Annotated in this window: 13 protein-coding genes; 2 read left to right on the top strand and 11 right to left on the bottom strand. The window is 42.7% G+C overall.

From position 1 onward, the window contains the following. Positions 1-30: 30 nt before the first annotated feature. A complete protein-coding gene (locus K08M4_RS02345) occupies positions 31-927 on the bottom strand; it encodes a LysR family transcriptional regulator ArgP (protein ID WP_086048728.1) in 897 nt (298 codons plus the stop codon). A 142-nt stretch (positions 928-1,069) separates the two neighbouring features. Between K08M4_RS02345 and K08M4_RS02340 the strand changes: the two genes are divergently transcribed. Beyond that, the gene (locus K08M4_RS02340) at positions 1,070-1,699 is read left to right on the top strand and encodes a LysE/ArgO family amino acid transporter (RefSeq protein ID WP_012604800.1); all 630 of its coding nucleotides are present in this window, start codon (positions 1,070-1,072) and stop codon (positions 1,697-1,699) included. A 114-nt stretch (positions 1,700-1,813) separates the two neighbouring features. Here K08M4_RS02340 and mscS read toward each other — a convergent pair whose 3' ends face one another. The 9 genes from mscS to K08M4_RS02300 form a co-directional block, all read right to left on the bottom strand. Further along, positions 1,814-2,680, bottom strand: a complete 867-nt coding sequence (mscS, locus tag K08M4_RS02335) for a small-conductance mechanosensitive channel MscS (protein ID WP_086048727.1) — start codon at positions 2,678-2,680, stop codon at positions 1,814-1,816. A 376-nt stretch (positions 2,681-3,056) separates the two neighbouring features. Next, entirely contained in the window at positions 3,057-4,133 is a 1,077-nt protein-coding gene (gene fbaA / locus K08M4_RS02330; protein WP_086048726.1) for a class II fructose-bisphosphate aldolase, read from the bottom strand. Between the two features lie 155 nt (positions 4,134-4,288). After that, complete coding sequence (locus K08M4_RS02325) at positions 4,289-5,452, bottom strand: phosphoglycerate kinase (RefSeq protein ID WP_004735491.1); 1,164 nt, start codon at positions 5,450-5,452, stop codon at positions 4,289-4,291. A gap of 166 nt (positions 5,453-5,618) precedes the next feature. After that, positions 5,619-6,668 carry an erythrose-4-phosphate dehydrogenase gene (gene epd, locus K08M4_RS02320; protein ID WP_029222970.1) on the bottom strand — a complete coding sequence of 350 codons (1,050 nt, stop codon included), beginning with the start codon at positions 6,666-6,668 and terminating at the stop codon, positions 5,619-5,621. A gap of 206 nt (positions 6,669-6,874) precedes the next feature. After that, the gene (locus tag K08M4_RS02315) at positions 6,875-8,398 is read right to left on the bottom strand and encodes a PTS transporter subunit EIIC (protein WP_086048725.1); all 1,524 of its coding nucleotides are present in this window, start codon (positions 8,396-8,398) and stop codon (positions 6,875-6,877) included. 187 nt (positions 8,399-8,585) lie between these two features. Continuing rightward, positions 8,586-9,344, bottom strand: a complete 759-nt coding sequence (locus tag K08M4_RS22220; protein WP_232460217.1) for a hypothetical protein — start codon at positions 9,342-9,344, stop codon at positions 8,586-8,588. A gap of 16 nt (positions 9,345-9,360) precedes the next feature. Continuing rightward, entirely contained in the window at positions 9,361-9,828 is a 468-nt protein-coding gene (locus tag K08M4_RS22215; protein WP_232460216.1) for an ABC transporter substrate-binding protein, read from the bottom strand. Beyond that, the gene (locus K08M4_RS02305; RefSeq protein WP_232460215.1) at positions 9,825-11,192 is read right to left on the bottom strand and encodes an ATP-binding protein; all 1,368 of its coding nucleotides are present in this window, start codon (positions 11,190-11,192) and stop codon (positions 9,825-9,827) included. The genes K08M4_RS22215 and K08M4_RS02305 overlap by 4 nt, the downstream gene beginning before the upstream one ends. Before the next feature lie 62 nt (positions 11,193-11,254). Beyond that, complete coding sequence (locus K08M4_RS02300; protein WP_086048724.1) at positions 11,255-11,959, bottom strand: response regulator; 705 nt, start codon at positions 11,957-11,959, stop codon at positions 11,255-11,257. Between the two features lie 341 nt (positions 11,960-12,300). Here K08M4_RS02300 and K08M4_RS02295 point away from each other — a divergent pair, with 341 nt between their 5' ends. Continuing rightward, positions 12,301-12,537, top strand: coding sequence for a hypothetical protein (locus tag K08M4_RS02295; RefSeq protein WP_086048723.1), 237 nt, complete (start codon positions 12,301-12,303; stop codon positions 12,535-12,537). Positions 12,538-12,625: 88 nt separating this feature from the next. On the opposite strand, the gene tkt is transcribed toward K08M4_RS02295, so the two are convergent. Further along, positions 12,626-14,620, bottom strand: coding sequence for a transketolase (tkt, locus tag K08M4_RS02290; RefSeq protein ID WP_086048722.1), 1,995 nt, complete (start codon positions 14,618-14,620; stop codon positions 12,626-12,628). Between the last annotated feature and the right edge of the window lie 133 nt (positions 14,621-14,753).

The raw sequence follows: 14,753 nt of genomic DNA, 5'->3' as shown, positions 1-14,753 counted from the left end.
CAGAACTTTGACGCTGAAAAAACCAACAACTTACTGAGGTAAATGATTGTGAGCAAAACTTAATATCGCCTGGGATACCTCTTTTAGCACCCCACTCTCAAGCTGCCAATGGTGCCAATAGATGCGATAAGACAGCAGAAAGCCCGGTGTAATATCAATCAAAGCACCGGACTCTAGCTCGTCGATGATCTGTAATCGAGGAATCAAGCAATAGGCAACCCCCGATAATGCCAATCGCACAAATGCTTCTGAACTGCCGACCGTATGGTTAATCACACTGTCTCTGGGTACATTGAAATGATCATGCAGAAATTTCTTATGCAGATCATCGTATTGATCATAGGAAACCGCAGGCGCTTTGCTTAAGGTGGCGTAGTTAACGCCCTCAGAAAAGTAACGCTGATGAAAGTCAGGACTCGCCACACACACATAATCCATCCTACCGAGGTAATCAGCACTGCATCCAGGGATCGCTTGGGGCTCCAAACTGATCGCACCGGCAACCTCACCGCTTTTTATTTTTTCAATGGTTCTAGACTCACCATGAATCGCGAGGTTCAACTCGACTTGATGAGACTTCATCACATCCGACAGTGCAGGTAACAACCATGTCGCCAAACTATCAGCGTTGGTGGCTATGGATATCGATAGTGGCTGAGTACCCTCTTCATTCATTAACTCAGGCACAAGCTCGTGCTCTAACAAGCGAACACGACGATACAAACCCAATAGTTTTTTTCCTGCTGGTGTAGGCCTTGGTGGGTTTTCTCTCACCAGCGCTGGCTGGGCTAACCACTTTTCTAGCTGTTTGATACGTTGGGACACCGCTGATTGGGAGATGTATAACTGCTCAGCGGCCCTCTCAAAGCTACGTTGTTTCACAACGGCATCCAGTGCTTCAATCCATTTATAATCCAATCCACGCATCAATTTGCTTCCTTTTTAAGCTAACCCAATACCACATTAGCAACTCTAATAATGGATTAAAATCATTAATTATACTTATTTAAAGGGTCGGAGTATCTTCGCCACATAGCACGTAAATATCGTTAATTAAGTGGAGGTTAAAATGAGTTTTTGGGTTTTATTACAAGGTTTTGGTCTAGGGGCAAGTATGATAATCCCGATAGGCGCACAAAATGCGTACGTCCTAAATCAAGGCATAAAACGCAATCATCATTTAACGACTGCAACGATTTGTAGCCTGCTCGATACCCTGTTTATCTCATTGGGTATTTTTGGTGGCGGAGCAATTCTGTCTCAAAATGAATTGCTGCTTACCTCTGTGACATTGGGCGGTATCGCTTTTCTAACGGTATATGGTTTGCTATCACTGCGCAGTGCATTCAAAACGCGCACCAGTGATGAATCAAAAGGTGAGGTATTAGCTCGTGGCAAGCGCACCGTTATTTTGGGTGCATTAGCTGTAACCGTATTAAACCCACACCTCTATTTGGATACCGTGGTGATTCTTGGATCTATTGGTGGGCAATTTGAAGGCAACGACAGAGTTGCGTTTGCGATGGGGACTATCTTAGCTTCATTCGTGTGGTTTTATTCTTTGTCATTGGGCGCAGCAAAGCTAGGTCCAACGCTATCGAAACCTAAAGTTAAGAAAGGCATCGATATCGCAGTAGCAACCATGATGTTCGCTATTGCACTTGTGCTCGCCAATGGACTCATTGAGCAATACGGGTAAACCTATTCTTCTTTAGTCATCAAACAAACTTTACTCATCCAACAAAAAAGGCGAATAACCTAAGTTATCCGCCTTTCCTTATAAAAGCTTATAGCTATAAAAACTAACTAGAAATTAAGCTTCAACTTTATTCATGTGTACATCCATTTGCGGGAATGGGATTTCGATACCTTCGTTATCCAAGCCTTCTTTGATAGCTTGCATAAGGTCGAAATAAACATTCCAGTAGTCAGCAGTGCTAACCCATGGACGAACAACAAAGTTGACTGAAGAGTCAGCCAGTGTATGAACACCAACTTTAACACCAGGTTCTTTCAGTACTCGTTCATCTGATTCACAGATCTTAGTCAGTAGCGCTTTTGTCTTCTGAAGATCAGCGTTGTAAGAAACACCGATCATCAAATCAATACGACGCGTATCATGACGTGAGTAGTTTGTAATTGGGCTACCAATAACGCTACCGTTCGGCACTACAACCATCTTGTTGTCTGGCGTTGTTAGAACGGTTTGGAAGATTTGAATTGAATCAACCGACCCTGCTACACCACCAATCTCCACGTAGTCACCAGACTTGAATGGACGGAATGCAACGATAAGTACACCCGCAGCAAAGTTAGATAGTGAGCCTTGTAGTGCAAGACCAACAGCCAAACCAGCCGCACCAATAACAGCGACTACAGATGCAGTTTGAACGCCTAAACGACCAAGTGCAGCAATTAAAACAATAACAAACAACAAGTAACGAACTAAACCATGGACGAATTCCACAACTGCTCGGTCCATTTTCTTCTTCTGAAGAACCTTAGACACGCTATTCGCTACTGCTTTAACAATAAGATTACCAATAAATAGAATTATCAGTGCTGAGATAATGTTTACACCGTATTGAATAAACAGATCTGAGTTATTTGTTAACCACTGCTCTGCGTGAGACAAACCATCCACAATTGGAGTCTCAAGCGCTGTCGAACTATCAGCCATAATGTGCATCCTCTATATAATATGCTATGAGCTAAACTGTCTTAAGCCAAACTTACTTTTACAATAATAAACAGTTTAACTCCTGTTAAGTCACTGTGTTAAAAGCAAATAAAAGCCAAGTCCTTTTTATAAACTGAACCAGGTCCAGTTTTTCGGCACGATATCCTATCTTTGACCGATTGCAAAGTCATATTTATGTAAGCTTTTGGATTAATAAAACTTACCAATAAACACAAATACCGATAACTAAAAGACTACGAAATTTATTCACCGTAGGCTAGGTTTTTCACATATTTAATACAAGTTTCTATCAGACATAAAAAAACCCGCTCAATGAGCGGGTTTTTAAAACTTAAAGAGTACTTAATTCAAAGAATTACAGTACGTCTACAGCGTTAAGGTCAGCGAATGCTTTCTCAAGACGAGTAACCATTGAAGACTGACCAGCACGTAGCCATACGCGTGGATCGTAGAACTTCTTGTTTGGAGCAGCTTCGCCAGTTGGGTTACCGATTTGACCTTGTAGGAAATCACGGTTCTCAGCTTCGTAAGTACGAACGCCATCCCATGAAGCCCACTGAGTATCAGTATCGATGTTCATTTTGATAACACCGTAGCCGATAGACTCTTGGATTTCTGCTTCAGAAGAACCAGAACCACCGTGGAATACGAAGTTAAGAGCGTCAGCTGCAATGCCAAACTTCTCAGCACAGTATGCTTGAGAATCACGCAGGATAGTTGGAGTAAGTACAACGTTACCAGCTTGGTAAACACCGTGTACGTTACCGAAAGAAGCTGCGATAGTGAAACGTGGGCTAACTGCGTTTAGTTTCTCGTATGCGTAAGCAACATCTTCAGGAGAAGTGTAAAGCTCAGATGCGTCCATATCAGAGTTATCAACGCCGTCTTCTTCACCACCAGTACAACCAAGTTCAATCTCGATTGTCATGTTTAGTTTAGCCATGCGAGCTAAGTAAGCTGCACATGTTTCGATGTTCTCTTCTAGAGACTCTTCAGAAAGATCTAGCATGTGAGAAGAGAATAGTGGCTTACCAGTTTGAGCGAAGAACTCTTCACCAGCGTCTAGTAGACCGTCGATCCATGGAAGAAGTTTCTTAGCAGCGTGGTCAGTATGAAGAATAACTGGAACACCGTAAGATTCTGCTACTGCGTGAACGTATTTTGCACCAGCTACAGCGCCAAGAATTTGTGCGCCTTGACCTTCAAGTTTAACGCCTTTACCAGCGAAGAATGCAGCGCCGCCGTTAGAGAACTGAACAACAACAGGAGCTTTAGCTTTAGCAGCAGCTTCAAGAACAGCGTTGATAGTATCAGTGTTGATTACGTTTACTGCAGGAAGAGCAAATTTGTTTGCTTTTGCTACTTCAAATACTTTCTGTACGTCATCGCCAGAAATTACACCAGGTTTTACAAAATCGAAGATCTTAGACATGGAAATAGTCCTATTTATTCTATTCGTTTTAAGATAAAAAACTTAAGTTTAAAAATTTGCAATCGTTTGCTCACAACTTGTGCCATTCTAGCAAAAAAGTGTGATATGCAGCAAACGTTAAAAGGCGAGATTCACATCTCGCCTTTCTAAATCAATTACGCTTTAGCACGCTCTTCAAGCATTGCTACTGCAGGAAGTACTTTACCTTCAACAAACTCAAGGAAAGCGCCGCCGCCAGTAGAGATGTAAGAAACATCTGCTTTGATACCGAACTTGTCGATAGCCGCTAGTGTGTCACCACCGCCTGCTACTGAGAAACCTTCAGAGTCAGCGATTGCTTTAGAAATACCCGCAGTACCCGCTTCAAAGTTTTTGAATTCGAATACGCCTACAGGGCCGTTCCAAAGAATCGTTTTTGCGTTGCCGATGATTTCAGCTAGTGCTGCAGTTGAATCAGGGCCAAGGTCGAAGATCATGTCGTCGTCTTGAACTTCAGAAACGTGCTTGATTTCAGCTTCTGCGTTTTCGTCGAATGCTTTAGCACATGCAACATCAGTCGCTACTGGGATAGCACACTCTTTCATTAACTTCTTAGCCGTTTCAACTAGGTCAGCTTCGTATAGAGACTTACCTACGTTGTGGCCTTCAGCAGCGATGAACGTGTTCGCGATACCACCACCAACAACAAGTTGGTCAGCGATTTTAGAAAGAGATTCTAGAACGGTTAGTTTAGTAGAAACTTTAGAACCACCAACGATAGCCACTAGTGGGCGAGCTGGGTTGTCCATTGCTTTACCAAGCGCTTCAAGCTCTGCAGCTAGAAGAGGACCAGCACATGCTACAGGAGCGTAAGTACCCACACCGTGTGTAGACGCTTGAGCACGGTGAGCTGTACCGAATGCATCCATTACGAAGATGTCACATAGTGCAGCGTATTGCTTAGAAAGAGCTTCTTCGTTCTTCTTCTCGCCTTTGTTAAAGCGAACGTTTTCAAGAACAGTTAGTTCACCAGCGTTTAGCTCAAGACCATTTACGTAATCTTTCGCTAGTTTAACGTCACAGTCTAGTGCGTCGTTTAGGTAGTTAACTACAGGAGCTAGAGAGAACTCTTCGTTGTACTCGCCTTCAGTAGGACGACCAAGGTGAGAAGTAACCATAACTTTTGCGCCAGCTTCTAGGCAAAGTTTGATAGTTGGTAGAGATGCTAGGATACGTGCATCTGAAGTTACTTTACCGTCTTTTACTGGTACGTTTAGGTCAGCACGGATAAATACGCGTTTACCTGCAAGTTCCAGGTCAGTCATCTTGATCACAGACATGATTTGTCCTCTCAAATTTAAATAAAAATAAAGTTTTGGAAACTCAGCAACCCTGCTAAGCCTATAAATTATTCAACTGGTAATGCTTTAACTGCTAATAATATGTGGACACTTAGTATTTATTTCAAGCTAAAAAATAAATAATCCACACATTTGCTTCTAGGTCTTACTTCTTGCCTTCTGAAGCTTGCATTGCAAGAACCGTATCCAGCATTCGGTTCGCAAAGCCCCATTCATTGTCACACCACACCAGCATTTTCACTAAGGTGCCATTGCTCACTCGAGTTTGTGAACCATCAACGATTGCGCTATGGGGATCGTGATTAAAGTCGATGGAAACGAGCGGCGCTTCAGTATAGTCAACTATATTGTGTAATGTACACTGGGAAGCATTAACAATGGTTTGATTTACGTCATTAACTTTCACATTTGTATTAATTGTGACACTTAAATCCATCGCAGTGACGTTTACCGTCGGCACACGCACAGATATCGCTTCGAACTTGTTAGAAAATTTCGGGAAGATTCTTTCAATGCCTTTATGCAATTTGGTGTCGACAGGAATGATAGATTGGCTTGCCGCTCGAGTACGACGCAAGTCGCTATGGTATGCATCAATAACTTGCTGATCATTCATTGAAGAGTGAATGGTCGTAATGGTACCTGACTCAATACCAAAGGCATCATCAAGTACTTTAATGATAGGGACAATACAGTTAGTGGTGCATGAACCATTGGAAACGATTCGGTGGTCAGCTTCGATAGTATCGTGATTTACACCATAGATAATTGTGTTATCAAGGTCGTTAGCACCAGGGTGTGAAAACAGTACCTTTTTAGCTCCAGCAGCGATGTGCGCTAGGCCATCATCTCGGCAACCGTAAACACCGGTACAATCGAGAACAATATCGACTTCAAGATCACGCCAAGGCAACAGCTCAATATCAGCCAGATGTAAGATACGAATCGTATCAAACTCGCCTTTATCTTCAGCACCAATGCCATGATGCACATAGATGTGCTCTTGATCGTTAGATATTTTCTTGCCGAAGCGGCCGTGACTGGTGTCGTACTGCAATAGGTGAGCCATAGCGTCAGGTTGAGCAAGCTCATTGACCGCTACTACTTTGATTTGTTGGCTTTTGCCACTTTCATAGACAGCGCGCAATACATTGCGCCCTATTCGTCCAAATCCATTTATCGCGACTTTTAGCATAGTTCCGTACATCTAACCAAAATTTCGTGCAACAGATGATAACTGAATCCTACTCAAAGCGCATTAGTTGAATACTAAAGCTGTCATAACTTCAAAATTTTAAATATAAATAGACGCCACCAACCATAACGTTGATAGCGTTACTATTTATGTATAAGAGACAACAAGCTTGTTGCCATCAGCTTTATCGGAAGTAGCCCGTGCTTTTAACTTAGGTTAGTTGATAGTGCACTTGGTGACTCACCAGTTCTTTCACTCATAAGATCAGCCACAAATTGAGCTCTTGAGCCCAAAATAATTTGCAGGCCACTTGAACCTACTTTTATGACCCCCATAGCACCTAGGTCTTTGATTCCTTGTTCATCCACAAGAGCCTGATCTTTAATCTGTAAACGCAATCTCGTAATACATGCTCCTATCGAAGTAATGTTAGCGGCACCACCAATCAAGATTGTGATTTCACTAGCTAAATCTTCATTGTCCAAAGTGATCGCCTTACTTTGAGTATCCTCACGTCCTACTGTTTTCAAATTGAACTTTCGAATAGCAAAACGGAAAACCGTGTAATAAATAGCGGCCATGGTTAGCCCCCAAAGAATCACGTTGATCCAGTTAGTTTTGAACCCATCCATCGCGGGAAGAACACCAAAAGACACGAAATCAATAATGCCGGCTGAGAAGGTTTTACCAATATGAACATCCAACGCATAAGTCACCGCGTAAGACACCCCTGCCATGATTGCAGAAAAAACATAAAGTAAAGGTGCGACAAAGATAAAAGCAAATTCAACGGGTTCTGTTATACCTGTAACAAAAGAAGTAAGAGCAGCAGAGCCTAAAATACCTGCTACAATTTTTTTATTTTTATCATTCGCTTCATGATACATAGCTAAACATGCAGCAGGGAAAGCAAACATGTAGATAGCAAAATTACCCGATAGGAATTTTCCTGCTTCTTGGTATTCACTGGTTGAGAACGTTTTTACTCCATCTTCAAGCATTTTAAACCAAATGGTATGATCGCCATTTACAATGGTGCCCGCGGCAGTTGTGTACTCACCGAAAGAAAACCAATAAGGGCTATAAAAAATATGATGGAGACCAACTGGAATTAAAGCGCGCTCCATAAATCCGTAGATGAAAGTTGAGACGTACATGTTTCCGCCATTCGCCATATGCGATAGCGCATCAATACCTGATTGAATATATGACCAAATATGGGGTAAGACTAAACCAATTAAGAATGCAGAAAACGCAGTCACAATCGGTACAAAGCGTTTACCGGCAAAGAAACCAAGAAAATCAGGCAGCTTAGTATCATAAAAACGTTGATACATAACGGCTGCGAGGATACCAGCAATTAGTCCGCCAAAGACACCCGTTTGCAATGAAGGAATACCCATCACCATTGCATAACGACCACCCCCCATCGCCATCTCAGGTGTAATGCCGAGCGCCACCCCCATTGTCGCATTCATCACGACCATAGCGACAATCGCGGCTAAAGCGGCAATCCCTGACTCCTTAGTCAAACCAACCGCGGCTCCTACCGCAAACAGTAAAGCTAAGTTATCAAATATAACGCCACCAGCACGCATCATTAGGGGAATGTCGAGCTTAGCACCGAAGGCAAGTAATAACCCCGCAGCGGGTAATATAGATATGGGCAACATCAATGCTTTACCAATTAAGGAAAGCTTAGATAAGCCGCTTTTAAAACTATCTAGCATAATAAAGTCCTTTAATATCGTTAGAATACCAACGAACTTTATCAAGCTAATTGAATCTCAAGGTTACAAATAGCAAGCAGTTTGTAACTCGTTTTTTACATTAGGTTCGCCCTAATCAATGGCAGAGAAATGTGGTTAAGAGTAATGCCTATTCGTTCATGACATAGCAATGTAGGTAGGCTATCAACTATCGAAACATTTCATTATTAATAGCATTAAGGTGACCGATAAGTGTTTTAGACGTTATCGATGAATCAATAAAATAACGATAAAGTTCATTCGAAACTGCATTCTGAATGACGGGATTAACAGCCATTGAATCGGTCAAGCTTGGCATTGCCGAACCATCCCGACTCGCTCGTATATAGTCATCATAAGATTTCTGTTGGCACCGCGATAAGTCATCAATTGGAATATTAGCTTGTGCTGGTATTGAGCCCTTTTTTTTACTGAACTCTAAAAGAAACTCAGGGGCAGATAGCGCGGCCATAATTGAGGTTATATTCTGTTCTTCATTTGAACGAGTGGAAAAAAAGGCTAGGCTATCTACATTGTAGATAAAACCATTTTCCGTAGAAGGAAATGGGCTGCATTGAATGTAGTCAGGAATGCTAGAGCCAGAGCTTAGCATTTCACCTAAAGCCCAATCTCCTGTAAATTGAAATGCGTATTCCCCCTTGAGCAGTGCTTTTGTTCCTTGATCCCAACTTATTTTTGATAAATCATTTCCAACAATATTAGCAAGAGATCGAAAGCGATCTAGTGCTTCTAGTGTTTCGGGGCTGTTCAAAGCTTCGGAGTCTAAATCAACAAAAGCCTGGCGATAATAGTGAGCACCACCCACTCCGAATGCAATGTTTTCAAAAATTTGAACAACTTGCCAAGGGTCTTCCCCCAAAGCAAGTGGTGTAATACCTTTGTTTTTTAGTACATTCAATGCCAGCAATAATGAATCCCAATCATTAGGGGGGGGGCAGCTGGTGTTCAGCTAATACCTCTGTGTTTATCCACATCCAGTTTAGTCTATGAATATTAAGAGGAATGGCAACATAGTTCCCATTGTATTTGTGAATGGCTTGAATATCAGGGTACAGCGATTGATCCCAGTTATTCAATTTAGCGACTTCATTCATGTCCATTAAGAACCCTAGTGCCGCCCAAGACTGAATAGCAGGACCTTCCATCTGCGCGATGTCTGGTGAATAGCCAGCAATCGCTCTCGCTTGAAGGATAGATTTAGCAGGCCCACCGCCTCCTCCTGCAATTGGATCACTTTTTAATGTAAAAGGCAGCAGACGAAACCTGTCTTCGATCACCGACAATGCTGAGCCTTCACCTTCTGCCGTCCACCAATGCAACATCTCTATAGAGGGGGTAGATAATGCTGGCTGTGTAACAAAAAGAGCAACCAAGAATACCCACATTTTCATAAGCTGCTTACCAAAATAATGTCGACTTCTAGCCCTCCTTCTGGTGCATTCGATAATTTAATATCCCCTCCATGGCTTCTTGCGATACTGCGGGAAATTGCCAAGCCTAAACCGGACCCATCCACGCTTGAATCGCTACCTCTAAAATAAGGCTCAAATACTTTTTCTAGTATGCTTTCGTCAATCCCTGCACCTGAATCGCGCAGTACAATATGAATAGAATCAGAGTTAACAAACATGCTGATATTCACGACATCCCCATATTTAATGCCATTATCTACCAAATTAAAGAGACAACGCTTAATTGCTAATGGTTTACCGTAGAATTTAACATCTGGCATATCGACAAGATTTACACATAAGTTGTTTTTGTTATGAATAGCCGCACATTGTTCAAAAATATCATTCATGTCTATCCACTCAAATTCTTCATGAATATCATTATCTCGCATGCACTGTAACGCTCCGTTTAACATCATCTCGACTTCATTCAACAGCTTTTCAAATTTAAGCCTTGTCGTATTGTCGCTGAGCATTTCTGTACGAAGTTTTAAGCAGGCTAGAGGTGTTTTGATGTCATGTGAAATAGCATTAAAGAACATATTTCGGTCACGTAAGTTCGCTTTAATACGACGATTCATTTTGTTGAAAGCATGGATCGCAGCTCTGGTTTCTGAACTTCCTTCTTCTTTGATTTCTTCAATCTGCATTTCCGACCCCATAAGCGTTGCGGAGCGAGCAAGAGATCGAAAAGGACGAATTTCTTTTTGTAGCACGACGTAAGAGACCCCCATTAGCATAAAAGTGACAATTAAAAGAAAGGTGATCTGGCGACTATCAATAAATTTATCGGTCAAGCTATCGAAAGACAGAGGAATAACGGTCGCTAAATAGAGCCACTCATTATTTTCTAGTTGAACTTGAATAACCGCTATTGGGAGATCGAGCTTACCTAACACTAAGCTGTAATCTTTCCACAATGCAGGCAGCTCATTCAGCTTGATACCTGAGTTAAACAATAGAAGATCGTCTCGCTTGGTCAAAGTGACATGTACTGAGTGTGACGTTTTAAGTTGTTGTTCTAAAAGATCTGATGCTTGCACCTGCATTTGAGGCACTAAAGAGTGATGACTAAGCGAAGGAACAGGAAGCCTATGATTATTCATGGAAATAAAGAATCGTGTTCCCCCAATATTTCGTAATTGATCGAGAACCAAATGACGATAATTGACTGGAAGCCCTGAAAAGTAATTTATCGTGTCCGAAGCTGCAGAGGCTATCGCAAACATAGCATGGCTCGCCGATTCTCGTTTAGATACCGAGGTAGTGGAAAACCAAGCTGCACCTGCCAGAACTTCAGCCATGACAATAACCAAGAACGTAGACAACGTAATACGTACGACCATTGACTGAAAGAAGTTTTTTTTCAACATTGAAGTCCATGAGAGTCGATCACAAGCATGTAGCCACGATGCCTCACCGTCATAATCGTATTTCTATCATCGTCCCTCAATTGCCTTCTCAACCGGCTAATTTGTACATCGATCCCTCTCTCTAGTGGCTCTGCATCCCTCCCCCAGAGTGCTTGTGCAATGTCATTACGACTTAATAATTGATTGGGAGAGTCAAGCATAAGGGTAAGCAAGTTATAATCGGCGCTAGAAAGAGAGACTGCCTCACCATCTTCATGTTTCAATTGTCGTTTTAGGGTATCGAACGTCCAATCCATAAATTTTAACTTACGTTCATTTGTGCTGTGACTGAATGTTGAACGCCTGAGTAGAGCTTTGATTCTTGCTAATAGTTCACGAGGGTTAAACGACTTGGTTATGTAATCATCAGCGCCAATTTCTAACCCCGCAATACGATCTGCATCATCAGTTACTGCGGTTAGCATAATAATAGGGACTTGAGATCGTAAGCGTAACTTTTGGCACAAAGTTAAGCCATCATCTCCTGGTAGCATGATGTCTAAAATAATGAGGTCTGGGGTGACAGTTTCTAGCTGTTTCCACATCGCGTTACCTTCAAGTGCAGTAATCACAGTGAAGCTTGAGCGTTCTAGATATTCGCTTAAAGCATCGAGAATTTCCTGATTATCATCCACAATCAAAATAATCTTATTAGCCATGACCCAACCTATGCCACTAAATGATTATGGATACATTCGCTCACTTCCTCATTCATTTCAAGAACATGAGTGATGAAATGCGTTCAAACTCCACAATGTAAGCTGTCAGTTACAAATAAAGCACACTTTGTCATTACGTGACGTTAGTACATCCCCTCACACATTTCTCTATATATGCAAAAATCCGATTCATTTGTACATTAGATACAGTGACTACTCTCGCCAAATTAAGCATCAGTACTAGGCAGATGAATAACATTTAATATACAAATAAAATCTAATGAGAAACCTGAATCTGCGGCTGTTTGTTTTTCCTCGTTTATTCAACCAAAGGAAAGGTTATGTCTGGATACCCAGCGACTCATTTGTGTAAGAAGTGCAATAAAGAGACACCACATAGTGAAGTTCTCGTTCGAAAAGACAGTAGTTATGATATTGATCATTCAGTGCTTGGTCGTATTAAATTATTTGTTCATTCGATAGTGAATGGTGGGCATTACTACGACATGGATCGTTATGTGAAATGTAAAGTATGTGGCACTCAAGAAGTGGATAGCTGGGGAAATGAATTCGAATAAGTTCATTTGTATCAGCATTAGGTTCAATATTGCACGCATAAAAAAACGGAGCCACTTGGCTCCGTTTTCTCTTATTTATAAGCGGACTTTACGCTAATAATTCTTTAGCTGTCTTTACTACGTTCTCAGTAGTGAAACCGAACATTTTGAATAGCTCGCCTGCTGGTGCAGATTCGCCGAACGTTGTCATACCGATGATCTTGCCACCGAAACCAACGTACTTGTACCAGAAGTCAGCAATGCCAGCTTCAACAGCGATACGAGCAGTAACGTCAGATGGAAGTACAGACTCACGGTATTCAGCGTCTTGCTTATCGAATGCGTCAGTTGCAGGCATAGATACTACGCGTACCGCTTTACCTTCAGCGGTTAGTTGTGCTGCAGCTTCAACAGCAAGCTCAACTTCAGAACCAGTTGCAATGATGATTAGCTCTGGCTTGCCTTCACAATCTTTCAGGATGTAACCACCCTTAGCGATGTTTGCAACTTGCTCAACATTACGATCTTGTTGTGCAAGGTTTTGACGAGAGAAGATTAGAGATGAAGGACCATCTTTACGCTCAATAGCCAGTTTCCAAGCCACTGCAGATTCAACTTGGTCACATGGACGCCATGTGCTCATGTTTGGAGTCAGACGTAGAGACGCGATCTGCTCAACCGGTTGGTGAGTAGGGCCATCTTCGCCTAGGCCGATAGAATCGTGCGTGTAAACTTGGATGTTCTGAACTTTCATCAGAGCAGCCATACGCATTGCGTTACGCGCGTATTCCATGAACATTAGGAACGTTGCACCATACGGTACAAAACCACCGTGCAGAGCGATACCGTTCATGATAGCCGTCATACCGAATTCACGTACACCGTAGTGGATGTAGTTACCAGAGAAGTCAGTTGCTTCAAGAGACTTAGAACCAGACCACATAGTCAGGTTAGAAGGCGCAAGGTCAGCAGAGCCGCCCATGAATTCTGGAAGCATTTGACCAAACGCTTCTAGTGCGTTTTGAGATGCTTTACGTGAAGCGATGTTTGCTGGGTTAGCTTGAAGATCAGCAATGATTGCGTTTGCTTTCTCTTCCCACTCAGCTGGTAGTTCGCCGTTAGTACGACGTTTGAATTCTGCTGCTAGCTCAGGGTAAGCCGCGGCGTATGCGTCAAACTTAGCGTTCCACGCTGCTTCTTTCGCTGCGCCTGCTTCTTTCGCGTTCCACTCAGCTGCGATATCCGCTGGGATTTCGAACGGGCCGTGTTCCCAACCCAATGCTGCTTTAGTTGCTGTGATTTCATCAGCGCCTAGTGGAGCACCGTGACAATCATGCGTACCCGCTTTGTTTGGCGAACCAAAACCGATGATAGTTTTAGTACAGATAAGCGTTGGACGAGGGTCAGCTTTAGCCGCTTCAATCGCTGCATTGATAGCGTCAGCATCGTGACCATCTACTGCAGGGATTACGTGCCAGCCGTATGCTTCAAAACGCTTAGGTGTATCGTCAGAGAACCAACCTTCAACTTCACCATCGATAGAGATGCCGTTGTCATCCCAGAAAGCGACTAGCTTACCAAGACCTAGCGTACCCGCTAGAGAACATGCTTCGTGAGAGATACCTTCCATCAGACAACCATCACCCATGAATGCATAAGTGAAGTGGTCTACGATGTCGTGGCCTTCTTTGTTGAACTGTGCAGCCAATGCTTTCTCAGCCATTGCCATACCAACAGCGTTGGTGATGCCTTGGCCCAGAGGACCAGTTGTTGTCTCGATACCAGGAGCGTAACCGTACTCTGGGTGACCTGGAGTCTTAGAGTGCAGTTGACGGAAGTTTTTTAGATCTTCAATTGAAAGCTCGTAACCTGCTAAATGAAGCAGAGAGTAAATCAGCATAGAACCATGGCCGTTAGACAGGATAAAACGGTCACGATCAGCCCACTCTGGGTTTGCTGGGTTGTGGTTCAAGTGGCCACGCCAAAGAACTTCAGCGATGTCAGCCATACCCATAGGTGCGCCAGGGTGGCCTGAATTTGCTTGTTGAACACCGTCCATGCTAAGTGCGCGGATTGCATTGGCTAGATCTTTACGAGAAGGCATGTCTGCTCCTGGTTACATAAGCGATTTAAAAAAGAGATGGATGCTAAAGTTTTCATTTTTATTAGCGCGGGTATTCTCTCAAACGACTATAGCGACTGCAAACGTTTTACTGGCACTTTAACGGTCATTTTCC

Origin of the sequence: Vibrio syngnathi (genome assembly GCF_002119525.1) — a bacterium.
GTDB lineage: Bacteria > Pseudomonadota > Gammaproteobacteria > Enterobacterales > Vibrionaceae > Vibrio > Vibrio syngnathi.
The sequence above is the reverse complement of the archived record's forward strand: the minus strand, read 5'-3'. Positions and strand labels throughout refer to the sequence as shown.